The organism is Oceanobacillus oncorhynchi (assembly GCF_000821065.1).
Taxonomy (GTDB): domain Bacteria; phylum Bacillota; class Bacilli; order Bacillales; family Amphibacillaceae; genus Oceanobacillus; species Oceanobacillus oncorhynchi.
The window spans coordinates 4,256,883-4,280,240 of record NZ_CDGG01000001.1 but is presented as its reverse complement, the minus strand read 5'-3'; the positions used below and the strand labels follow the sequence as shown (position 1 = coordinate 4,280,240).

Genomic DNA, 23,358 nt, shown 5'->3' with positions numbered 1-23,358 from the left:
AGATAGACCTGAGCAGGAAGCGGTTTTCTTACCGTGTGGCTGAACGTTGCCCGCGGAAAGCGACTTCCCGGAGCGGACATCTCTTTGGCAAGAACATCGATATTTTAAAGACCAAGTGGTATTCTTGGTTTTTCTTACGATAACGATAAATAGATACGATAAAATAGAAAGATTAGATTTTTAGGAGAATGATTATGCATTTAAAGCGATTAGAAAGTGTTGGATTTAAATCCTTTGCAGAGCGAATTAACGTAGATTTTGTACCTGGAGTAACAGCGGTAGTAGGTCCGAATGGAAGCGGGAAAAGTAATATTACTGACGCAATCCGCTGGGTGCTGGGTGAACAATCTATGAAATCACTGCGCGGATCCAAAATGGAAGATATTATATTCCAGGGGAGTGACTCGAGATCTCCTTTAAATATCGCTGAAGTTACCCTTGTATTAGACAATAAAGATCAGCGCGTACCGCTGGATTACGAAGAAGTCAGTGTGACAAGAAGGGTTTATCGATCTGGGGAAAGCGAATTTTATATCAATAAACAGGTTTGCCGACTGAAGGATATTGTTGATCTGTTTATTGATTCCGGTCTGGGCAGAGAAGCTTTTTCTATTATCAGTCAGGGAAGAGTGGAGGAGATTCTCAGCTCGAAAGCAGAGGAACGCCGTGTGATTTTTGAGGAAGCGGCAGGCGTTTTAAAATATAAGCAGCGTAAGAAAAAAGCGGAATATAAGCTTGCTGAAACGCAGGAGAACCTGAATCGTGTCGAGGATATTGTTTATGAAATTGAACAGCAGCTGGATCCGTTAGAGGAGCAATCAAAAAAAGCAAAAGAATATCAGACCTTGCAGGCTGAACTTCAAGAAACAGAGATTTCTGTGCTGATTACGGAAATGGAACAAATTCATCAGGAATGGCAGCAGGTATTAGAAAACTTAGCTGTAAACGAAAAAAAACAGAAAGAACAATCCGAAGCCATTCGTCTGATCGAAACGGACGTAGCAAAAGAAAAAAAACATATACAGCAATATGAAACAGAAATAGAGCAGCTGCAGACGGATTTATTAGATATAACAGAACGACTGGAGAAATTTGAAGGAAAGAAGCAACTGTTTGATGAACGCTCCAAGCACGCAGATGAGAATAAAGAAAAGCTTGTACAGCAGTTAGATCGGGTTACTTCAAATGTTCGTGTGCTGGAAAAACAAAAAATAAATGAACAGGAGAAGCTGGCGCAGTTAGAGGCTGAGAAGACTGATACTTTGGCCAGGAAAAAAGAATTAGAAAAGAAATTAGCAATGCGGCCGGAAGATGTAGCTAACCGAATTGAGGATTTAAAAGCGGAGTATATCGAGTTGTTGAACCAGCAGGCTGCTTATCGAAATGAAAAACAATCTGTTGATCGGCAGCAAGAGCAAATTGAAGCAAAAAATAATTCTCAATCCATGAAATTTAAAGATATGCTCACGGAGAGAAATGAGCTGCAAGATAAACAGACAGCTGCGGAAGAGGTCTTGCAGACTTACCAGAACCAGCTGGAAAAGAAGGCGCAGCAATTAAAAACGTTAAAGGCTGAATTGCAATCAGAACGCACACAATATGAGGAAGCGCAATCCAAGCTTTATCAAGGCTATCAATACATTGAAAAAGTAAAGTCAAAAAAAGAAATGCTCGAAGAAATGAAGGAAGACTTTCAGGGCTTCTTTCAGGGCGTCCGTCAGGTGTTACGGGCAAGAGAAGAAGGCAAGCTGAAGGATATAGAAGGGGCGGTTATCGAGTTAATGGATGTCCCTAAAGACTATATTACGGCAGTGGAGACCGTATTAGGCGGACAAGCACAGAATATTGTTGTGGAAACAGACCAGGCGGCAAGAGAAGCGATTAATTGGTTGAAAAAGACCAATAGCGGGCGGGCAACTTTTCTCCCGCTTAAATCGATTCAGCCCCGTTTTTTATCCAGTGAAGGAAAACAGGAAGTAAGGGAGCACCCGGGATTTGTAGGTGTTGCTTCTGATTTAGTGCAGCCGAAAGCTAAAAAATATGAGAAAGCAGTGCAGCATTTAATGGGTAATGTGGTTATTGCTAAAACCTTGCGGGATGCAAATGACATTGCAATAAAACTGCATCGCAGATACCGGATTGTCACGCTGGACGGAGACATGGTCCACCCTGGAGGCTCTATGTCAGGAGGAGCGCAGAAAAAACAAAATCAATCGCTGTTTACCCGCGAAAAAGATCTGCAGGAGCTGCATGCGCGCTTGGCAGAATACAAACAGAAAACAGAGCAATTTGAGCAAGGTGTACAGAAGAAAAAAGATTATTTGCGAGAGCTGGATGAAAAAATCAGCGATACCGAGCAAGAAGTGCAGAAAATGCAAAAAGAGGTGCAGGAAAGTCAAGCTGATTTTCAAACCTTTCAGGCGAAGCTGACATCCATCAATGACAATTTGTCCATCTATGATATGGATAAAAAACAGAATGAACAGAGCCGCACAGAATTAGCGGATCGAAATAAAGTCCTGACAAAAGAATTAGAAGAAATCAATATTAAGCTTCAAACAGTGCAAAAAGAAGTGGATGATTTAACAGAGGAAGAAGCGAAATTAAAAGAGACGCAAGGAAAATTACAGGATGCGTTTTACGAGATCAAAGTAACACTGGCTGAGCAGGAAGAACGCTTTAAAAATCAAAAAGCGAATACAAAAGCTTTGGAGACGCAGCTTGAACGGGCAATTGAGGAAAAAAAACAGGTGGACGAAGAGCTGGAGACAATAACGGCAATAAAAAATCAGGAAGAAACAGAAGAAGAAATGGAAGAGAAAATTGTCAATGCCAGAACTTCCAAACAGAGATTAACGGAAAGCATAGAGAAGCTGCGCACTAAAAGAAAAGAAAGCTTAGACAAACAGCAGTCCCTGGAAGCGAAATTGAAAGAAGCGCAGGAACAATACAGCGTGACGAATGAGCACTATCAAAAACAGGAGGTCAAATCAAACCGCCTGGATGTGGAGCTTGATAACCACCTGCAGCAGCTTGAAAAAGAATACTTGATGACATATGAATTGGCAAAACGTGATTATGCAAAGGTTGAAAATATGGATGAGGCAAAAGCAGTCGTCAGCCGTTTAAAGGATAAAATCAACCAGCTGGGTACGATTAATTTAGGTGCTATTGATGAATATGAGCGTATTTCTGAAAGGTACCAGTTCTTAAAAGAACAAAGAGATGACCTTGTGGAAGGAAAGCGAACGCTATATACTGTTATTGAAGAGATGGACACAGAAATGAAGGAGCGGTTTTCAGCCACTTTTTCAAAAATAAAAGAAGAATTCTCTCAGGTGTTTATGCACTTGTTTGGCGGCGGACATGCTGAATTAAAATTAACAAACCCGGATAATTTATTAGAAACAGGCGTAGATATTATTGCGCAGCCGCCGGGGAAAAAATTGCAGCATTTAAGCCTTTTATCAGGAGGAGAACGAGCATTAACAGCAATCGCCCTTCTCTTTTCCATTTTGCGTGTCCGTCCAGTTCCGTTTTGTATACTGGATGAGGTCGAAGCGGCTTTAGATGAAGCGAATGTAGTCCGCTTTGCCAGGTATGTGAAGCAATTCAGCAAGGATACACAGTTTATCGTCATTACACATCGAAAAGGAACCATGGAGGAAGCAGATGTTCTTTATGGTGTGACGATGCAGGAATCAGGGGTGTCGAGACTGGTTTCTGTCCGATTAGAGGATACAAAAGAATTGATTCAATCGTAGGGGGATATCAATATGGGATTTATGGATAAATTGAAAGCGCGTTTTAAGCAAAACGAGGAAACCAAGGAGGTTTCCGAAAAATATCAGGAAGGTATGAAAAAGACAAGAGATACCTTTTCAGGGAAATTAAATGATTTGATTGCACGTTATCGTAAAGTAGATGAGGATTTCTTTGAAGAATTAGAAGAGGTATTAATTACAGCAGATGTCGGTGTTTCCACTGTGATGGATCTTGTCGAAGAACTTAAAATGGAAGTAAAGCGTCAAAAAATCAAGGATTCCTCTGAAATAAAGGATGTTATTTCAGAAAAGCTTGTAGATATTTATTATGGCGATGAAGATTCGTCCATCCAGCATTTGCAGCTGGATGAAGACGGATTACAGGTTATTCTTGTTGTTGGTGTAAATGGCGTGGGGAAAACAACAAGTATTGGCAAGCTTGCACATCAATTAAAAGCAGATGGAAAAAATGTCATCTTAGCAGCAGGGGATACTTTCCGTGCTGGAGCAATCGACCAACTAGAAATCTGGGGAGAGCGTGCCGACGTTCCTGTAATAAAGCACAGCGAAGGCAGTGACCCTGCTGCGGTTATTTATGATGGAATCAGAGCTGCAAAGTCTCGTGAAGCAGATGTTCTCATTTGTGATACTGCAGGAAGACTTCAGAATAAGGTGAATCTGATGAACGAGCTTGCTAAAGTGAAACGCGTCATTGAACGTGAAATTCCAGGTGCTCCCCATGAAGTTTTGCTGGTTTTGGACGCTACTACCGGTCAAAATGCATTGACACAGGCACGTACCTTTTCAGAGGCAACAGATGTGTCCGGAATTGTCTTGACTAAACTGGATGGTACAGCAAAAGGCGGGATTGTGCTGGCTATTCGTAACGAATTGCAAATTCCGGTGAAGTATGTCGGATTAGGTGAAGGGATCAATGACCTGCAGCAATTTGACGCAGATGCCTTTGTATTTGGATTATTTTCTGATTTAGGAATGAGTGAGGAGAGCGAGAAAACGGAATAGGCGAAACCCGCTTGACTACTTGACAATTTCCGATTGAGTTGGATATGATAAATGTAAAGGAAAATCACTTAACAAGAGGTGTGCCCGTTGCTGGAAAAGACAAATCGGATAAATTATTTATATGATTTTTATCAAGCACTGCTGACTCCAAAACAGCGCAGTTATATGGAAATGTATTATCTGGAAGACTACTCATTAGGTGAGATATCGGAGCTCTTTGAAGTTTCCAGACAAGCTGTATATGATAATATAAAAAGAACAGAAAAAATGTTAGAGTCTTATGAGGATAAGCTTCATCTTTTTTCTAGATTTGAAAAACGTAAGCAAATCATTGTGAAGCTTTCGGAAACGGTAAAAGATCCGGAGGCAAAAAAGTATGTTCAACAATTACTAGATTTAGATTAGGGGGATACCTTCTATGGCATTTGAAGGATTAGCGGACCGTCTCCAAGGTACGATAAAGAAAATTACCGGTAAGGGTAAGGTCTCTGAGCAAGATGTAAAAGAGATGACAAGAGAAGTTCGCCTGGCGCTTTTAGAAGCCGATGTAAACTTCAAAGTTGTAAAACAATTAATTGCCCGGATAAAAGAAAGAGCGGTCGGGCAGGAAGTAATGGAAAGCTTAACACCAGGGCAACAGGTTATTAAAGTTGTAAAAGATGAATTAACGAATTTAATGGGTGGAGAGCAAAGTAAAATTGCTGTCGCCGACCGTTCGCCGACCGTTATTATGATGGTTGGTTTACAAGGTGCAGGTAAAACGACCACCACGGGAAAGCTTGCGAACCATTTACGTAAAAAGCATAACCGTAATCCGTTATTAGTTGCATGTGACGTCTATCGTCCGGCAGCCATTCAACAATTGGAAACGCTCGGTACACAGCTGGATATGCCTGTTTTTTCATTAGGAACAGAAGCAAATCCGGTTGATATTGCCAATCAGGCGATTGCTCAGGCAAAAGAGAATCACAATGATTATGTCATTATTGATACGGCCGGCCGTTTGCATGTAGATGAAAACCTGATGGAAGAATTACAGAAAATCAAAACAGATGTAAAACCAGATGAAATCTTTTTAGTGGTTGATTCCATGACTGGGCAGGATGCTGTTAATGTAGCAGAAAGCTTTAATGAACAGCTTGATATTACAGGAGTTGTTCTGACAAAGTTAGACGGGGATACCCGCGGCGGTGCGGCGCTTTCTATCAAAGCGGTAACGGACAAGCCGATTAAATTTGCCGGGATGGGAGAAAAACTGGATCAGCTGGAAGCCTTCCACCCAGAACGTATGGCATCCAGGATTCTCGGTATGGGGGATGTGCTTTCTTTAATTGAAAAAGCTCAGACCAACGTGGATGAAAAACAGGCAAAAGAATTAGAAGAAAAAATGCGTACGATGTCCTTTACATTTGACGATTTCCTGGAACAAATGGGTCAGGTCCGTGAAATGGGGCCGTTAGATGACTTAATGGCTATGATTCCAGGCTCAAACAAGATGAAAGGCTTGAAGAATGCCCAATTAGATGAAAGCCAATTGACCGAAGTTGAGGCAATTATCCAATCCATGACGAAAAAAGAGCGTCAGGAGCCGAGTATTATCAATGGAAGCAGGAGAAAACGGATTGCAAAAGGTTCGGGAACTTCTGTTGCAGCGGTCAACCGCTTAATAAAGCAATTTTCGGAAATGAAAAAAATGATGAAGCAAATGACCAATATGCAAAAAGGGAAAAAAGGAAAAGGCGGCGGATTTAAATTTCCTTTCATGTAGAGTTGATTTTCATGCTTTTTTGTAATAAAATAAGCTTGTAATGGAAAAATACTTTACAGACTAAAAACTATCTGTTAAAATCAATTCTTGTGATAAGATAATTATTGGAGGTGCAAAGCATGGCAGTAAAAATTCGTTTAAAACGTATGGGTTCTAAAAGAAATCCATTCTATCGTATTGTTGTAGCAGACTCTCGTTCTCCACGTGATGGTCGCTTTATCGAACAAATTGGTACGTACAATCCTGTAGTAAATCCAGTTGAGGTTAAAATAGATGAAGAAAAAGCACTTGATTGGATGACAAAAGGTGCAAAACCAAGCGATACAGTACGTAATCTATTCTCTAACGAAGGCATCATGAAGAATTTTCACGAACAAAAAAATTCTAAATAAGTAGTGTGATATCATGAAAGCCCTGATTAAATCGATTGTTACCTCATTAGTAGATTATCCGGATGATATTGTGATAAAAGAAACGGAAGAAGATTCTAAAGTTACGTATCATTTAACTGTTCATCCGGACGATGTCGGAAAAGTCATTGGCAAAAACGGCCGGATTGCAAAAGCAATACGAACTGTTGTATACGCAGCAAACACTGGTGGTAATAAACGTATTTTTTTGGATATTATGTAAGGTTCGTATTCAGAAAGAATACATTCTTTCTGAATAACTTGGTAAAGGGAAAGCTGACCCTGCTTTTAGGGCTCAACTTTCCCTTTTTACACATTTAAACCCGAATCTATCAGGCAGGAGCTGAATTGAAATGAAATTAATTAAAAAAGTTCCCATTAAGGTAGTCGTGACAGAGGACAGCAAAGAAAAAATCCGCCAAAATTTCACAAATCATAAATTACGTCTTGAACAAGAGTGTCAACAACTCCAATTTGAAATGAGAAAATTAAAGAACAAAAATGCAAATGTTCGTTCAGATATGGAAACTCGGTTTAACCAGGAAATTAAAAATCGCCAGGAAAAAATGAAGCTGTTAGATTTTAAGATAGAACAGTTAGATGAATTAAAAATGGGTAGCGAAATCGTTGAAAAAGAGGTTGAAGCTCTTGTTGAGGTCGAAGTAGGCTCCGATTGGCACCATCTTATGAAGGAGCAGGCTATCGTAATTAAAGATGATAAGGTTATCCGAATCGACGAATGAAATAGGTGAAAAAAGATGCATACAGAGAAATTAAAAATTGGTAAAATCGTGAATACACATGGAATTAAAGGCGAGGTAAAGGTTTTGCGCATTACCGATTTCGAAGAACGTTTTACGCCTGGAAATGAAGTGATTATTTCATCAGACCAGCGTGATATCACATTGGAAATTGGATCACATCGCATTCATAAAGGGTTTGATTTGATTACATTTAAAGGATATGCCAATCTGAATGATGTAGAACAATGGAAAGGCATGAATTTGTATATCGATAAAAATCAAACAGCAGAATTGGAAGAGAACGCGTTTTACTATCATGAAATTATCGGCTGTCAAGTTCAGACAGCGGAGGGAGATACATTAGGGAAAGTGAAAGAAATCCTCTCTCCCGGCGCTAATGATGTCTGGGTAGTACAAAGGCCTGGCAAGAAGGATTTGTTAATACCCTATATTGAAGATGTAGTCAAAAAGGTAGACATTCAGACTGGAGTTATTTCAGTGGAGTTAATGGAAGGGATGTTAGATTAGATGCATATTGATATTCTGACACTTTTCCCGGAAATGTTTTATGGTGTGATGGAAAGTTCTATCCTGAAAAAAGCGGCTGATAAAGATCAGTTTTCTTATCAGCTTGTTGATTTTCGTCATTATTCCACGCAAAAACATAAAAAAGTAGATGATTATCCTTATGGGGGCGGAGCAGGTATGGTACTGACGCCACAGCCTGTATTTGATGCTGTTGAAGCGGTGAAAAAAGAGAGAACTTCCCGTCCGCGTGTTGTTTTGATGTGCCCTCAGGGAGAGCCTTACACACAGAAAAAAGCAGAGGAGCTGGCTCAGGAGGAGCATCTGATTTTTATTTGCGGTCATTACGAAGGATATGATGAGCGAATTCGTGAGCATCTTGTAACGGATGAAATTTCTATAGGAGACTATGTCTTAACTGGTGGAGAATTAGGGGCAATGGTTGTTGTTGACAGTGTTGTTCGTTTATTGCCAGAGGCTCTTGGAAACGAAGCCTCCGCAAAGCAGGATTCTTTTTCGACTGGATTATTGGAACACCCCCATTACACTCGCCCTGCGGATTTTCGCGGGATGAAGGCTCCAGAAGTCCTTTTATCCGGAAACCATGCGAATATTGAAGCCTGGAGAAGGAAAGAATCCTTGAGGCGAACTGCTGAAAGACGCCCTGATTTATTAGAAAATCAACCGTTAGATACAACAGATAAAGAAATACTTCAAGAATTAAAAAATGACGAAAAATAGTTGTGCTTTACGCCATAATATGCTATATTATTAATTGTGCTTATGTGCGTGTAAGCATGTAAAACGATGTTCCGCTGTTCAGATAAAAGGGCATGAGCATTAGTTTGGAAGGAGTGAAAATCATGCAACAAATTATTGCAGACGTAACCAAAGATCAATTACGTACAGACCATCCTGATTTTCGACCTGGTGACACTTTAAAGGTGCACGTGAAGGTTGTAGAGGGAAGTCGTGAGCGTATTCAGGTATTTGAAGGTGTTGTAATTAAACGTCAAAACGGCGGAATCAGCGAAACATTCACAGTAAGAAAAATTTCTTACGGTGTTGGTGTGGAGCGTACTTTCCCATTACATTCACCAAGAGTTGATAAAATTGAAGTTTCTCGTCGCGGTATTGTACGTCGTGCGAAGCTTTACTACCTGCGTAACCTGCGCGGAAAAGCTGCTCGTATTAAAGAACGTCGCTAATCAGCCGGCAGAGGATATGAAACGAATACAAAAGGGCTACGTCAATCATGGCAGTAGCTCTTTTTCATTCTTAAAGAGAACGTTCAAAAAGTCCAATAAAAAGGAATAAAAATAACACGGTGATTAGACGAACTTTTACTAAAATCGCAGTCTCAGGACGTCGCGTTCTTAGCTGACTGGTCCTATTTATCGAACTTTTGAACAGGCACTTTAATAAAAATAATACTACTTAGAATTTGTTTATCTAACACTTACTAGCTACAATATAAGGTAGACTGAAGTTATCGGAGGAAATCAGATGACAGAGAAAGAGCAAAAAAAGAAAAAGAATGAGTGGTTGGAGTGGATAAAAGCTATCCTTCTTGCTGTAGGTTTTGTGTTCTTAGTGCGGATGTTCTTATTTGCGCCTATCGTTGTAGAAGGACCATCGATGCTGCCAACCTTGCATGACCGTGATCAAATGATTGTTAATAAAATTAATTATACGCTTGGAGAACCAGATCGTTTTGACATTGTTGTGTTCCATGCTCCTGAGCAAAATGATTTTATTAAGCGTGTTATTGGACTGCCTGGAGAGCATGTAGCAGTGAGAGATAATGTACTGTATATCGATGGGGAACCGGTAGATGAGCCGTTCTTAAATGATCAGGTCTTTACAAATGATTTCGAACTGGAAGAATTGGAAGAAGGCTATGAAGTGGTTCCTGAGGATTCCGTATTCGTACTAGGCGATAATCGGAGCAACTCAACAGACAGCCGAATTATCGGAGTAGTACCGATGGATGAGGTAGTCGGAGAGGCAAGTCTGGTCTACTGGCCATTGAATCGTATACACTTTAGTGAATAAGGAAGGTGAAAAAATATGCCTATACAGTGGTTTCCCGGTCATATGGCGAAGGCGCGCAGAGAAGTACAGGAGCAATTAAAGCTTGTTGACTTTGTCATTGAACTGGTTGATGCAAGAGCACCGTACTCCTCGCAAAACCCGATGCTGCAAGAGGTTTTAGGGCAAAAACCTAAGCTTGTCTTACTGATGAAAAAAGATTTAGCTGACCCTGCGAAAACAGCTGAATGGATAGCAGGTTATCAGGAGCAGGGGATACAGGCTGCAGCGGTCGATGTGAATCAAAAAGGAGATATACAGCAGGTTGTTCAGCTGGCCAAAGCAATGGGACAAGAAAAGATGGACAAGCTGAAGGCGAAAGGAATTAAGCCGAGACCAGCCAGAGCAATGATCGTTGGTATCCCGAATGTGGGGAAATCTACTTTGATTAACCGGCTTGCCAATAAAAAAATTGCGAAGACGGGAGATCGTCCCGGAATTACTAAACAGCAATTATGGATTAAAATAAAGAAAGACTTCGAATTACTGGATACACCAGGTATTTTATGGCCGAAATTTGAAGAAGAGGCTGTAGGATACCGGCTGGCGGCAATCGGAACAATAAAAGACCAGCTGCTTCCTCTTCAGGATATTACAGCCTTTGTTATTCGCTTCTTATTTGAAGAATATCCGAATTACCTGAAGGAACGCTATGCTGTAGAAGATAGTACGGACATGGTAGAACTATTTGAGGGTATCGGCAGAAAAAGAGGCGCATTAGAAAGCGGCGGTCATGTGAATTTTGATAAAGTATCCGATATCGTTCTTCAAGATTTAAGAACAGGAAAATTAGGCAAGTTCACTTTGGAACAGCCATAAAATATATTTAACAGCCTGCAAGGGATTTTCTTTGTAGGCTATTTTCATATTTATAGAAGATGTTTAAAAAGATAGCTTAACAAGTTTGATAAAATGACGATAATAAAAGAAAGCAGGATAGGTATGAAAAAGCAATCAATCGCAGAAATTAAAGGGTTACTTAAAGAAGGTACCCTGACAGCAGAAGAATGGGAAGTAATTCTTCAAGACGAAAGGAAAGGCGTTCAGACACTGGTACAATCCTATCAGCGTAAACAAGAGCGTGAAAAACGTTTAATTAAACAGTTTGCTGATATGCAGCGCTATGAGAACAATGCATATATGAATGGAATAGAAAATATAGCAGGTGTGGATGAAGTCGGCAGAGGTCCGCTTGCAGGTCCTGTTGTAGCAGCTGCTGTGATTCTTCCAAAAGATTTTCAATTAATCGGGTTAAATGACTCCAAGAAACTAAAAGAAAACGTAAGGGAAGAATACAGCACCTATATCAAAGAGCATGCTGTCAGCTATCATATTTCATTTATAGATAATCAGACTATAGATACGATTAATATTTATGAAGCAACCAAAAAAGCAATGTATGATGCGTTATCAGGGCTGACTCCATCTCCTGAGCATGTACTGGTTGATGCAGTTCATTTGCCCGGCTTAACCTGTTCTCAGGAAGCGATTATCAAGGGAGATGCGTCAAGCGTCAGTATTGCGGCTGCCAGTGTTTTGGCAAAGGTAGCCCGTGATCAGTATATGAAGGAATTACATAAGAAATATCCCGGCTATGATTTTGATAAAAATATGGGATACGGGACCAAAGCACATTTAGAAGGGCTGAATCAATTTGGGGTGACGCCTTACCATAGAACATCATTTGCACCAATAAAAACAATGGGAAAATGATAAAGAAAAAGAGGAGAGCCTATGCGGATTCAAGACAATGTAAAGGCGGCTAAATTACTGCATCCTTCCAAGGCGAATCTGCTTCATAATCTGAAGACAGGGGATATTTTACAAGGAACAGTAAAGCAGCTTTTTCCAAATCAACGAGCAGCCATTCAAATTCAGGGCAGCCAGCTAATTGCCCAGCTGAAGGCTTCTCTTTCTGTGGGCGGAAAATATTTTTTTCAAGTAACATCCCATGAAGGGAAGATGCCTGAATTAAAAGTAATGACTGGTGAGCAGCATAATGGGCAGCAGATGACTCGTCATCTTCTCCAGCAGCTTGGCATCAAAGAAAATAAATTATCGTTCCAGCTGGCCAGTGCGCTTGTCGGAGAACAAGTGCCCATGCAGAGAAGTGATTTGATGCAGGCAATGCAGTATATTCAGGATAACAAAATCTCACAGAAGCAAGCACAGCCTATTCTTATGGAGTTAATGAAAATGCGTATCCCGGTAACGCCAGCTTCATTCCAAGCAGTGCAGGCGTTTCAAAACGGCAATTTTAGTGAGAGCTTAGCGTCGCTGGAAAGTTCCCTTCTTCCCGGCCAGCAGCCGATGTTGCGGGCTAGCCTGGAACACATACTTAAAGGTTTTCCTTCTGAACAAAGCGCTGTGCGTGCCATTTTGAGTGCCGATGCTCAAGCTGCAAAGCCTGTTTTATTTCCGCTGCTTCAAAGCCTCGGCTTCGTTTCTAAAGGACTGGACAGACAGGCATGGACAAATATTTTGCAGCAATGGAATTCACCTGTTACACAAACGCCGCCCAATCAAGCGGCGGCTTCAGCTCCATTTACAGCTGGTTTGGAAGAAATAAAGGGGAAGATTCAATCTATTTTAGCTACTCAGCAGCAGCTGACAGCAGAAGCGAAGCCTGTACTACAACAAGGCAATAACACGGCAGCACTGATGAAGCAGAGTATAGAAGCGCAGTTTCCGCAATCTTTTTCAGATAAAGGATTAGGAAATGAAGGAAATGTCCGTCAAATTATCGAGGCTTTATCTGATTCTAAAAATTTTCCAATGTTAGAACGGTTCTCGAATATTTTGGGAACTTCGAATGAAAGAGCGATGAGAATTGTACTGACAGCCGATGCACAAGCTGAGAAACCAGTACTGTTTCCTCTTTTGCAAAACTTAGGAATGGTTTCCAAAGCCCTGGATAAACAAAGCTGGATAAATGCATTAAAGCAATGGAACCCGCCTGTATCACAAAATCAAGGGCCAGTAACCGCGCCATTTACAAGCAGTTTCGAAGGAGTAAAGGAGCAGATTCAGTCTATTTTAGGCAATCAAAAGCAATTAATGACTGAAGCTAAAGCGTTACAAGGAGCACTGATGCAAGGAAACAATGCTGCAGTACAGCCCAAGTCAACTCTGGCTGCTGAGTTTCCGCAGTATTTCGCCAATCAATCACCGGTTACCCAGGAGAGCGGCACCGTGCGTTCATTACTGGAAGCTTTGGCCGAACCGAAAACCTATCAGGCACTGCAGCGGTTCATAAATATATGGATAGCTTCAAATGAAAATACCATCCATGATCCTAAAGAACAGTTCCTGCAGCAAATGCAGTGGGTTCTCCGCGATGCCGGACTGAATGCTGAAAATTCGTTGAAAACAGATGATGCAAACACGATGCAGTTCAAACACTTATTACTAGAAATGCTTCAGAGCAGCAGTGGTGGAATCAGCAGGGATAACGCACAGCAGGTGGTTCATTTTTTAAATGGCATACAATTAAATAACATGAATGACAGCAGTTATTTTATTCAGGCTAATATACAGATACCTGGACAAAAATTGGGGGTATCCAAGGATATCGATTTGCATTTTGAGGGCAAGAAGACTGCTGACGGGAGGATTGATCCGGAGCATTGCCGTATTATTTTTGACCTGAATCTGCACGGAATGAAAGAAACCATTGTTGATCTGCATGTTCAAAAAAAATCACTGTCTATCACCATCTATAACGATCAGGCTACAACCCCGGTGCTGGTGGAAAAGCTTCGTCCTAATCTGCAGGAAGCATTAGAAAGCATGGATTATCACGTGGCATCAGTTACCTGCAAGCCCTATACGGAAGCAGAAAAACAACAGCGTCAGGCAATAAAAACTGCTGAGGAAAGGCCTGGTTCTGGAAAGGTGGATTTTCGAGTATGAATGAAAAACGAAAAAAAGCAGTTGCCTTAAGCTATGAGCAGAGTATGGACGATGCACCAAGAGTAATGGCTTCAGGAAAAGGCTTTGTTGCAGAAGAAATTATTGAGCGGGCAGAGGCGCATGATATACCAATTTTAGAAGACCCTTCCTTAGTCGAGGTACTGGCTGAATTAAATATCAATGAACAGATTCCAGAGGAGTTATTTCAGGTAGTGTCAGAAGTGTTTGCTTTTATCTATCGGGCAGATAAACAAACTGGAATAGAGAATAGGTGAATAAGAGTTTAGTCAGGAACCATTCATTTTCTATTTTACAACGGTGTCCATACTTTTGGCGGGTTAAGAAATAATATTGATTTTTATGTTCCCTATTTCTTGTTTATTTCCTATATTTTTAATACAATAGTAGTGCATTGATTTTGATAGGAGGATGGAAGATGAACATTCATGAGTACCAAGGTAAACAAGTTTTACGAGAATTTGGTGTAAACGTTCCGAACGGTCATGTTGCTTATTCTGTAGACGAAGCTGTAGAAGCTGCGGAAAAGCTTGGCTCGTCTGTAACCGTTGTCAAGGCGCAAATCCATGCAGGTGGACGCGGTAAAGCCGGCGGGGTAAAGGTAGCAAAGAGTCTGGAGGAAGTTCGTACATATGCGGATGAAATTTTAGGGAAAACGCTTGTAACACATCAGAACGGACCTGACGGCACAGAAGTAAAACGTTTACTTATTGAAGAAGGCTGTGATATTCAGAAAGAATATTACGTAGGGGTAGTTCTTGACCGTGCCACATCAAGAGTTGTTATGATGGCGTCTGAAGAAGGCGGTACAGAAATTGAAGAGGTGGCAGAAGCAACACCTGAAAAAATCTTTAAAGAAGTGATTGACCCTGTTGTTGGTTTATCACCTTATCAAGCTAGAAGACTAGCATTCAATATTAATATTCCGGATGAATTACTGGGTAAAGCAGTTAAATTTATGACTGCACTATATGATGCTTTTGTTGCAAAAGATTGCTCTATCGCAGAAATTAACCCGCTTGTAACTACAGGTGATAACGAAGTTCTTGCGTTGGATGCAAAATTAAACTTTGATGATAACGCACTCTATCGTCAACCAGAAATTGCAGAACTGCGTGACTTAGGCGAGGAAGACGAGAAAGAAATCCAAGCTTCTAAATATGACTTAAGCTATGTTTCATTAGACGGAAACATCGGGTGTATGGTAAACGGCGCCGGCTTAGCAATGTCTACAATGGATATTATTAAGCATTATGGCGGCGATCCGGCTAACTTCCTTGATGTAGGGGGCGGTGCTACAGCCGAAAAAGTAACCGAAGCATTTAAAATCATTCTTTCAGATAAAAATGTAAAAGGAATTTTTGTAAACATTTTTGGCGGAATTATGAAATGTGATGTTATTGCTGAAGGTGTTGTAGAAGCAACGAAGCAAATTGGCTTGACTATACCATTAGTTGTCCGCTTAGAAGGTACAAACGTAGAGCGGGGCAAAGAAATTTTAGATGAATCAGGTCTAAATATTACTTCTGCAACCTCTATGGCAGACGGCGCAGAGAAAATTGTTGCTGCAGTGAAGTAAAGCAGTTACCGTGTATTGACTTACAAATAGAGGACGTAAAAATAGGAAAGGGCGGACTTATAATGAGTGTTTATATTAATAAAGATACAAAAGTAATAGTCCAAGGAATTACAGGTGGAACTGCACGTTTCCATACAAAACAAATGCTGGAATATGGTACAAAAATTGTTGGCGGGGTAACACCGAAAAAAGCAGGTACAGAAGTAGAAGGAGTTCCTGTTTTTAACACAGTTGATGATGCTGTAAAAGCTACTGGAGCAACCGCATCTGTTATCTATGTACCGGCACCTTTTGCTGCAGATGCTATCATCGAAGCAACAGATGCAGAGCTTGATTTAGTTATCTGTATTACAGAACATATTCCGGTAATGGATATGGTGAAAGTGAAACGCTATATGGAAGGCAAGAAAACACGCCTTGTTGGGCCAAACTGCCCTGGTGTGATTACAGCAGATGAAACAAAAATTGGGATTATGCCAGGATATATCCATAAAAAAGGGCATATCGGCGTGGTATCCCGCTCTGGTACATTGACGTATGAAGCTGTTCATCAATTGTCCGAAGCTGGTTATGGACAGACAACTGCTGTCGGTATTGGCGGCGACCCGGTTAACGGGACAAACTTTATTGATGTACTAGAAGAATTTAACAAAGACTCTGAAACGGAGGCTGTTATTATGATCGGTGAAATCGGCGGTACCGCGGAAGAAGAAGCTGCTGAGTGGGTGAAAGCGAATATGACGAAGCCCGTAGTCGGATTTATCGGCGGAGCAACAGCACCTCCAGGAAAACGTATGGGACATGCCGGTGCTATTATCTCCGGAGGAAAAGGAACAGCTGATGAAAAAATCCGTGTAATGGAATCCTGCGGAATTAAAGTAGCTGCAACTCCTTCTGTTATGGGAGAAACAATGATTGAAGCATTGAAAGAAAATGGTTTAGAGGAAAAATGTAAAACGCATTAAGCATGTTGAAGTACTTTAAGGTACCTGGGCAGAGGATTCTACTTCCTTCTATAATATAGAAGGAAGTAGAATTTTGTCCGGGTTTTTCAGCCTCAATTAAGTAGGAAGGGAAGGATATGGATTGAATTATCTTTTTGATCGGCTGGATTTTATTCATCTCAGCCGGTGCCGTTATGCTACACGTACTTTTATACGCAAGTGGGTACGAACAGATCCTGAACTAAAAAAGATTTATCAGCTGTCCCCGTACGAATTGTCACAAATTATTCGAATTCCTCATCAAAAAGCACAAACCCTCTTGAAAGACCTTCATAATCCGCAATTAAAAAAGAAGATATTGGAAGAATCTAGAGATTTTCATATCATCACAATAGTTGACGAATATTATCCCTCTATGTTAAATACAATTAAAGACGCACCCCTCGTTTTATATGGTTCAGGAAATCTGGATCTTTTAGCAAAGCAGCCGATGCTCAGCGTTATCGGTACAAGAAATCCGTCAAATGAGGCCTTTGGAAAGCTATTTATGGCGATTGCGCCTCTTATTGATGCGAAATGGGTGATTGTCAGTGGAATGGCAAGAGGTGTTGACAGTATGGCACATCGGCTGACACTGAAACGGCAGGGAAATACGATTGCTGTTTTAGGCGGCGGCTTTCGATCCATTTACCCAAGAGAGCATTTGCCGCTTTATCAAAAGATTGTAAAGCAAGGACTGGCTTTATCTGAATACCCGCCAGACGCACCGCCTCAAAAATATCATTTCCCGGAAAGAAATCGAATTATAAGTGGCTTGACAATGGGAACCTTAGTGATAGAAGCAATGAAGAAGAGCGGTACGATGATTACGGTGAATCAAGCCCTTGACCAAGGAAGAGATGTGTTCGCTGTACCGGGCAATCCGCTTTTGGAACAATGTGCCGGGTGTAATCGAATTATTCAGGATGGTGCAAAATTAATTCAATCTGCTGAAGATATTTACACAGAATGGAATTATAGTTTTCGATTATTCAATAAATAGTGTTTGACAAAAACGTATTCTATCTATAGTATTAGGAAAGATTTCTATTCGTAAATTGTCAACCTCATTATGGGAGGAACGTACATGTCAGATTATCTCGTTATCGTTGAGTCGCCAGCGAAAGCAAAGACGATTGAACGGTATTTAGGAAAAAAATATACAGTAAAAGCTTCCATGGGGCATCTTCGCGATTTGCCAAAAAGTCAAATGGGAGTAGACGTTGAGGAAAATTATAAATTAAAGTATATTACTATCCGCGGAAAAGGGGATATACTTAAAGATTTAAGAAAATCAGCAAAAAAAGCCAAAAAAATCTATCTCGCAGCCGATCCGGATCGCGAGGGAGAAGCAATTGCATGGCATTTAGCTCATGTTTTAAATGTGGATGAAAATTCAAAATGCCGGGTTGTTTTTAACGAAATTACTAAGGATGCCATTAAAGAATCCTTTAAGAATCCCCGGGCGATAGATTTAGACTTGGTTGATGCGCAACAGGCCCGCCGCGTTCTCGATCGTTTAGTAGGCTATAATATCAGTCCTATACTATGGAAGAAAGTGAAAAAAGGATTGAGTGCCGGACGAGTACAGTCTGTTGCTTTAAAAATGATTATTGATAGAGAAAAAGAAATTGAGAATTTCCAGCCGGAAGAATACTGGTCTATCGACGGATTATTTGCAAAAGGAAACGAAACATTTGAAGGCGCCTTTTATGGTGTCAATGGTAAAAAAACAAAGCTTAAAACAAAAGATGATGTGGAAGAGGTTAAAAAGAAGCTGGACGGAAAAGAGTTCACCATTCAAAGTGTGAAAAAAAGAGAAAGAAAACGAAATCCAGCACATCCATTTACTACTTCATCCCTTCAACAGGAAGCAGCAAGAAAACTTAACTTCCGTGCAAAGAAAACGATGATGATTGCCCAGCAATTATATGAAGGTATTGATTTAGGGCGTTCTTCAGGCGGGATTACTGGATTAATTACGTATATGCGTACAGATTCCACACGAATCTCAGATGGGGCGAAGGAAGAAGTAAAAGGCTACATCAAAGAGAACTATGGCGAAACGTATCTTGGCAAGCAAAGCCCTGTTAAAAATAAAAGCGGCGCGCAAGATGCCCATGAAGCCATTCGCCCGACTTCCACTTTACGGGACCCTAAGGCATTAAAAAATATTTTATCAAGAGATCAGCTGCGTTTGTACAAACTGATCTGGGAACGCTTTGTTGCCAGTCAAATGGCGCCTGCTGTAATGGATACGATGACTGTCCACCTGTTAAACAATGGGGTGGAGTTTCGTGCAACCGGTTCAAAGATAAAATTCAAAGGGTTTATGAAAGTTTATGTGGAAGGCAACGATGACAATAAAAAACAGGAAGATAAAATATTGCCGGAGCTGGAAGAGGGAATGAAAGTTGAATCGAAAGAAGTGAAGCCGAATCAACATTTCACCCAGCCGCCTCCACGGTATACTGATGCAAGACTGGTTAAAACAATGGAAGAAATGGGCATTGGCCGGCCGTCTACTTATGCACCAACGCTGGATACGATTCAGCGCAGAGGCTACGTATCCATGGATAATAAGCGGTTTGTGCCAACGGAGCTTGGAACCATCGTCTGCGAGCTTGTAGAAGAGTTTTTCCCTGAAGTCATTGATGCAGAATTCACTGCCAAAATGGAAACAGACTTAGACTCTGTTGAGGAAGGGAAAACAGCCTGGATACAAATTATTGACGATTTCTACCAGGACTTCAGCAAACGGCTTGAAAAAGCAGATGCTGAGATGGAAAAGGTAGAAATACGTGATGAGCCTGCCGGAATTACCTGTGAAGAATGCGGACACGAAATGGTATATAAAATGGGCCGCTATGGGAAGTTTCTAGCTTGCTCCAATTTCCCTGAATGCAGAAATACAAAACCGATTTTAAAGAAAATTGGTGTCACTTGTCCGAAATGTCAAGAGGGGGATGTTGTAGAAAGGAAATCAAAGAAAAAAAGAACTTTCTATGGCTGTGACCAATTTCCGGAATGTGATTTTGTATCATGGGATAAACCGATTGCCAGAACGTGTCCAAAATGTGACTCCATGCTGGTTGAAAAGAAAAGTAAAAAAGAAACGCAAGTTCAATGCTCTAATTGTGAATATAAGGAAGTTGCACAGAAGTAGCTGATATCATCAGCTGCTTCTGTTCTGCTGTGTGTGAAGAAATGTAAAATAAATAATAAAAAGAGATGCATCGTGTTAGTTAGAAACGTTGAATTAGACGTATAATAATCGTTAAAGTTGACTAAAATTATAATTGTTATTAAAATCTATTTGGTAAGGCATTTCCCTTTACAGAAGCTGTTCAACTATTTAGCAGGAAGACCCCAAGCTATTGGAGCAGTTATTTATCGTTTTGTGGATACACTTATAGAATGGAAATAAACAGGATCTTCAGATACTCCTAACCACCCTTTCGTTGTTTTTTCACTTCATCGAATATTCATAACTCTAAGCACCTTTCTGAATTTTATTACAATTTAGTTAAATTCATTGCAATCTCAGAAGGAGTGTGCTATGCTTTATCCGTTATACGATGATGAGGTGACTTCTTTGTGAATTTAAAAACATACATGGACCAGTTTATAGAGTATTTACAAATTGAAAAAAATGCCTCACCGTATACCATTCAATTTTATCGGACTGATTTAGAAACATTCGAAGCTTTTATGCAAAGAGAAGAAGTATATGATTTAAAACATGTAACCTACCGGGAAGTCCGGATATTTCTTACAGAGTTATATAACAATGCGTTAAGCAAAAGGTCTGTCTCCAGAAAAATATCTTCACTGAGAAGCTTTTACCGTTTTTTGGAACGGGAGAAGCTGATTGTGGGGAATCCGTTTACGCAGCTTTCACTCCCTAAGTCAGAAAAACCTGTCCCAGGCTTTTTGTATGAAGAGGAGTTGGAGAAGCTTTTTTGTGTGAGTGATTTGACGACAAATTTAGGGCAGCGCAATCAAGCGCTGCTGGAGGTTCTGTATGGAACCGGAATCCGCGTCAGCGAGTGTCAGCAATTGCGCTTGCAGGATATTGATTTTTCGATTGGAACTATTTTTGTAAAAGGGAAAGGGCGGAAAGAACGTTATGTCCCCTTTGGCAGTTTCGCGGAAGCGGCTTTAGAAAAGTATCTGTTCCACGGAAGGAAAAAATTACTGAATAAATCAAATAACAAAACAGAGAATGTATTTCTAAATGCAAGAGGAAATCCGATAACCACAAGAGGCATTCGTACTGTGTTAAATAAAATAGTAGAAAAAGCTTCTATAAATATTCAAGTGCATCCTCATAAGCTCAGGCATACTTTTGCAACGCATATGTTGAATGAGGGAGCTGATTTAAGGTCTGTGCAGGAACTATTAGGACATGAAAGTTTATCCTCTACCCAAATATATACGCACGTTTCAAAAGAGCATTTGAAGAAGGCTTATATGAAAAGCCATCCGCGCGCAAATGATAAAAAATAAGTGAGGTGGATATATGGACTCCCAAATGCATGCTACAACCATATTTGCGGTGCAGCATAATGGAAAATGTGCCATGAGCGGTGACGGCCAGGTGACACTTGGCAATGCCGTCATTATGAAGCAAACCGCAAAAAAAGTGAGAACTTTGTATAATGGAGAAGTTCTGGCTGGGTTTGCCGGATCTGTGGCAGATGCCTTCACATTATTTGAGAAATTTGAAGGTAAGCTACAAGCATTTAATGGCAATTTGACAAGAGCTGCTGTCGAATTAGCAAAAGAATGGCGTTCTGATAAAGTTCTCAGAAAGCTCGAAGCTATGCTGATAGTCATGAATAAAGAAAATATGTACCTTGTATCCGGCACAGGAGAAGTTATTGAGCCGGACGACGGGATACTTGCTATTGGTTCTGGAGGCAACTATGCGTTAAGCGCCGGCAGAGCATTGCTTCAAAAAGCACCGCAGTTATCTGCTGCTGAGATTGCGCAAACTGCGTTAGAAATTGCAGGAGATATTTGTGTGTTTACGAATGATCAGATTACGTTAGAAGTACTGGAATAATCGTTTCTTTCTTTTTGAATGAACGCTTTTAATGAAGTCTTGACAAAGGAGGATGCTTTTGATGACGGTGGATTTAACGCCAAAGCAAATAGTGAATCAATTAGACAGATATATTATAGGGCAAAAGCAAGCGAAAAAATCGGTGGCAGTAGCTCTGAGAAATCGCTATAGGCGAATGAAGCTTGATGAAGAATTTCAAGATGAGGTCGTGCCCAAAAATATTTTAATGATTGGTCCTACTGGTGTAGGTAAAACAGAAATTGCCAGACGGCTTGCAAAGCTGGTCGGTGCACCGTTTGTTAAAGTAGAAGCTACAAAATTCACAGAAGTTGGTTATGTCGGCAGAGACGTGGAATCAATGGTTCGTGATTTAGTGGAAAAAGCTGTACGAATGGTGAAAGAAGAAAAGATGGAAGATGTCATGGAGCGGGCGGAGCAGGAAGCAAATCAAAAACTTGTTAAACTGCTTGTACCACAGACAAAAACTAAAAACTCCGTGAAAAACCCTTTTGAAATGTTGTTTCAAGGCTCTGATTCAGATGAAGATCAAGAAGATGATGCTTCGAATGAAGAATCAGAGATAAGGACCAAAAGAAAACGAACAGCTCATCAGCTGGCATTAGGTGAGTTAGAAGACCATTATGTTTCTATTGAAGTAGAAGAAATTCCGCCTTCAATGTTTGACATGCTGCAAGGTTCGGGAATGGAACAAATGGGGATGAACATGCAGGATGCTTTTGGTCAGTTCATGCCCAAAAAGAAGAAGAAAAGGAAACTAACCGTTTCTGAGGCAAGAAAAGTGTTGACCCAGCAAGAGGCGCAAAAGCTTGTCGATATGGATGAGGTCACTCAAGAAGCGATTAACCGCTCTGAACGAACAGGTATCATTTTCATTGACGAAATTGATAAAGTAGCAGGCAAACAAGAAGGCTCTGCAAATGTTTCCAGAGAAGGTGTACAAAGGGATATTCTGCCGATTGTGGAAGGATCAACGATTGTCACCAAGCATGGAACCTTGAAGACGGATCATATCCTATTTATCGCTGCAGGAGCTTTTCATATGTCGAAACCTTCTGATTTGATTCCTGAGCTGCAAGGCAGGTTTCCAATTCGCGTAGAGTTGGAGAAGCTTACAATCAATGAATTTAAGCAAATTTTAACAGAGCCTTCCAATGCCTTATTAAAACAATATAAGCAAATGCTAGAAACAGAAGGTATAAAACTTAAATTTACGGACGAAGCTATAGAGAGACTTGCGCAAATTGCTTATGATGTGAACCAGGAGACCGACAACATTGGGGCTCGCAGATTACACACAATCTTGGAAAAATTATTAGAGGACCTATCCTATGAAGCTCCTGATATTTCAATGACAGAAGTTGAAATTACAAAAGGGTATGTTAATGATAAGCTTTCGACAATTGCTCAAAACAAGGATCTCAGTCAATTTATATTATAATTTAAAATACCAAAA

General features: G+C 40.5%; 22 protein-coding genes. All 22 read left to right on the top strand.

Features of this window, described 5'->3' with window-relative positions:
• The first annotated feature begins 194 nt into the window (after nt 1-194).
• The 22 genes from smc to hslU all read left to right on the top strand — a co-directional run bounded on the left by smc (nt 195) and on the right by hslU (nt 23,343).
• On the top strand, nt 195-3,764 hold the full coding sequence (smc, locus tag BN997_RS20520; protein WP_042535082.1) for a chromosome segregation protein SMC: 3,570 nt from the start codon (nt 195-197) through the stop codon (nt 3,762-3,764).
• A 12-nt stretch (nt 3,765-3,776) separates the two neighbouring features.
• Entirely contained in the window at nt 3,777-4,787 is a 1,011-nt protein-coding gene (gene ftsY / locus BN997_RS20515) for a signal recognition particle-docking protein FtsY (protein ID WP_042535080.1), read from the top strand.
• A gap of 87 nt (nt 4,788-4,874) precedes the next feature.
• Nucleotides 4,875-5,192, top strand: a complete 318-nt coding sequence (locus BN997_RS20510) for a putative DNA-binding protein (protein WP_042535078.1) — start codon at nt 4,875-4,877, stop codon at nt 5,190-5,192.
• 13 nt (nt 5,193-5,205) lie between these two features.
• Nucleotides 5,206-6,555, top strand: coding sequence for a signal recognition particle protein (gene ffh, locus BN997_RS20505; protein WP_042535076.1), 1,350 nt, complete (start codon nt 5,206-5,208; stop codon nt 6,553-6,555).
• A 119-nt stretch (nt 6,556-6,674) separates the two neighbouring features.
• A complete protein-coding gene (gene rpsP, locus BN997_RS20500) occupies nt 6,675-6,947 on the top strand; it encodes a 30S ribosomal protein S16 (protein ID WP_042535073.1) in 273 nt (90 codons plus the stop codon).
• Nucleotides 6,948-6,960: 13 nt separating this feature from the next.
• A complete protein-coding gene (locus tag BN997_RS20495) occupies nt 6,961-7,188 on the top strand; it encodes a KH domain-containing protein (RefSeq protein WP_042535071.1) in 228 nt (75 codons plus the stop codon).
• A 130-nt stretch (nt 7,189-7,318) separates the two neighbouring features.
• Nucleotides 7,319-7,708, top strand: coding sequence for a YlqD family protein (locus BN997_RS20490; protein ID WP_042535069.1), 390 nt, complete (start codon nt 7,319-7,321; stop codon nt 7,706-7,708).
• A 15-nt stretch (nt 7,709-7,723) separates the two neighbouring features.
• Nucleotides 7,724-8,236, top strand: a complete 513-nt coding sequence (rimM, locus tag BN997_RS20485) for a ribosome maturation factor RimM (RefSeq protein WP_042535068.1) — start codon at nt 7,724-7,726, stop codon at nt 8,234-8,236.
• Nucleotides 8,237-8,974 carry a tRNA (guanosine(37)-N1)-methyltransferase TrmD gene (trmD, locus tag BN997_RS20480; RefSeq protein WP_042535066.1) on the top strand — a complete coding sequence of 246 codons (738 nt, stop codon included), beginning with the start codon at nt 8,237-8,239 and terminating at the stop codon, nt 8,972-8,974.
• 122 nt (nt 8,975-9,096) lie between these two features.
• Complete coding sequence (gene rplS / locus BN997_RS20475) at nt 9,097-9,441, top strand: 50S ribosomal protein L19 (protein ID WP_042535064.1); 345 nt, start codon at nt 9,097-9,099, stop codon at nt 9,439-9,441.
• 298 nt (nt 9,442-9,739) lie between these two features.
• Nucleotides 9,740-10,288, top strand: a complete 549-nt coding sequence (gene lepB, locus BN997_RS20470) for a signal peptidase I (RefSeq protein ID WP_042535062.1) — start codon at nt 9,740-9,742, stop codon at nt 10,286-10,288.
• Nucleotides 10,289-10,303: 15 nt separating this feature from the next.
• Nucleotides 10,304-11,143, top strand: a complete 840-nt coding sequence (gene ylqF, locus BN997_RS20465; RefSeq protein ID WP_042535061.1) for a ribosome biogenesis GTPase YlqF — start codon at nt 10,304-10,306, stop codon at nt 11,141-11,143.
• 123 nt (nt 11,144-11,266) lie between these two features.
• Nucleotides 11,267-12,037, top strand: a complete 771-nt coding sequence (locus BN997_RS20460) for a ribonuclease HII (protein ID WP_042535059.1) — start codon at nt 11,267-11,269, stop codon at nt 12,035-12,037.
• Nucleotides 12,038-12,058: 21 nt separating this feature from the next.
• Complete coding sequence (locus BN997_RS20455) at nt 12,059-14,236, top strand: hypothetical protein (RefSeq protein ID WP_042535057.1); 2,178 nt, start codon at nt 12,059-12,061, stop codon at nt 14,234-14,236.
• Complete coding sequence (locus BN997_RS20450; RefSeq protein ID WP_042535056.1) at nt 14,233-14,511, top strand: EscU/YscU/HrcU family type III secretion system export apparatus switch protein; 279 nt, start codon at nt 14,233-14,235, stop codon at nt 14,509-14,511. The genes BN997_RS20455 and BN997_RS20450 overlap by 4 nt, the downstream gene beginning before the upstream one ends.
• A 161-nt stretch (nt 14,512-14,672) precedes the next feature.
• Nucleotides 14,673-15,833, top strand: coding sequence for an ADP-forming succinate--CoA ligase subunit beta (sucC, locus tag BN997_RS20445; protein WP_042535054.1), 1,161 nt, complete (start codon nt 14,673-14,675; stop codon nt 15,831-15,833).
• Between the two features lie 62 nt (nt 15,834-15,895).
• Nucleotides 15,896-16,798 (top strand): succinate--CoA ligase subunit alpha, encoded by a 903-nt coding sequence (gene sucD / locus BN997_RS20440; protein ID WP_042535052.1) that lies wholly within the window; start codon nt 15,896-15,898, stop codon nt 16,796-16,798.
• 121 nt (nt 16,799-16,919) lie between these two features.
• Nucleotides 16,920-17,819: a DNA-processing protein DprA gene (gene dprA / locus BN997_RS20435; protein WP_042535050.1), complete on the top strand. Its 900-nt coding sequence runs from the start codon at nt 16,920-16,922 to the stop codon at nt 17,817-17,819.
• 84 nt (nt 17,820-17,903) lie between these two features.
• On the top strand, nt 17,904-19,982 hold the full coding sequence (gene topA / locus BN997_RS20430; protein WP_042535048.1) for a type I DNA topoisomerase: 2,079 nt from the start codon (nt 17,904-17,906) through the stop codon (nt 19,980-19,982).
• A gap of 449 nt (nt 19,983-20,431) precedes the next feature.
• A complete protein-coding gene (gene xerC, locus BN997_RS20425) occupies nt 20,432-21,325 on the top strand; it encodes a tyrosine recombinase XerC (protein ID WP_042536338.1) in 894 nt (297 codons plus the stop codon).
• A gap of 13 nt (nt 21,326-21,338) precedes the next feature.
• Entirely contained in the window at nt 21,339-21,884 is a 546-nt protein-coding gene (gene hslV / locus BN997_RS20420; protein WP_042535046.1) for an ATP-dependent protease subunit HslV, read from the top strand.
• Between the two features lie 61 nt (nt 21,885-21,945).
• Nucleotides 21,946-23,343 carry an HslU--HslV peptidase ATPase subunit gene (hslU, locus tag BN997_RS20415; protein WP_042535044.1) on the top strand — a complete coding sequence of 466 codons (1,398 nt, stop codon included), beginning with the start codon at nt 21,946-21,948 and terminating at the stop codon, nt 23,341-23,343.
• Nucleotides 23,344-23,358 lie beyond the last annotated feature (15 nt).